The sequence below is a fragment of the Pseudoalteromonas sp. RB2-MNA-CIBAN-0110 genome, assembly GCF_040309305.1.
GTDB classification, from domain to species: Bacteria; Pseudomonadota; Gammaproteobacteria; order Enterobacterales; family Alteromonadaceae; genus Pseudoalteromonas; species Pseudoalteromonas arctica.
Genome location: NZ_JBEOOQ010000176.1, coordinates 1 through 274 on the forward strand (window position 1 = coordinate 1; position 274 = coordinate 274).

The 274-nt window shown below is 40.5% G+C and carries 1 pseudogene; it reads right to left on the bottom strand.

From position 1 onward, the window contains the following. A pseudogene (locus AAEY68_RS21065) lies at nucleotides 1-274 on the bottom strand (ABC transporter permease); the annotation flags it as partial.

Genomic DNA, 274 nt, shown 5'->3' on the forward strand with positions numbered 1-274 from the left:
GAATAAGCCAATGGCAGCTACCAGTAAGGTTAAGCTATTAAGCACTACAGTGATTGAGAATGTTTTATTAAATATGTTAATCGCTTCAGTTTTAATTCGCTGCTGGCTGTACATGTAAGCAGAAGACAGATTGATTTGCTGGCTAATATTGTCTTGTAGTGGAGTAATATCACCTTGATAAGACACGGCTAGGCTAATGGGTTTGGCGGGTAATTGAGATTGCTGCCATAAGGACTGAGTAATAATCGCTTCGCCTTGGGGATTACCGTAATCG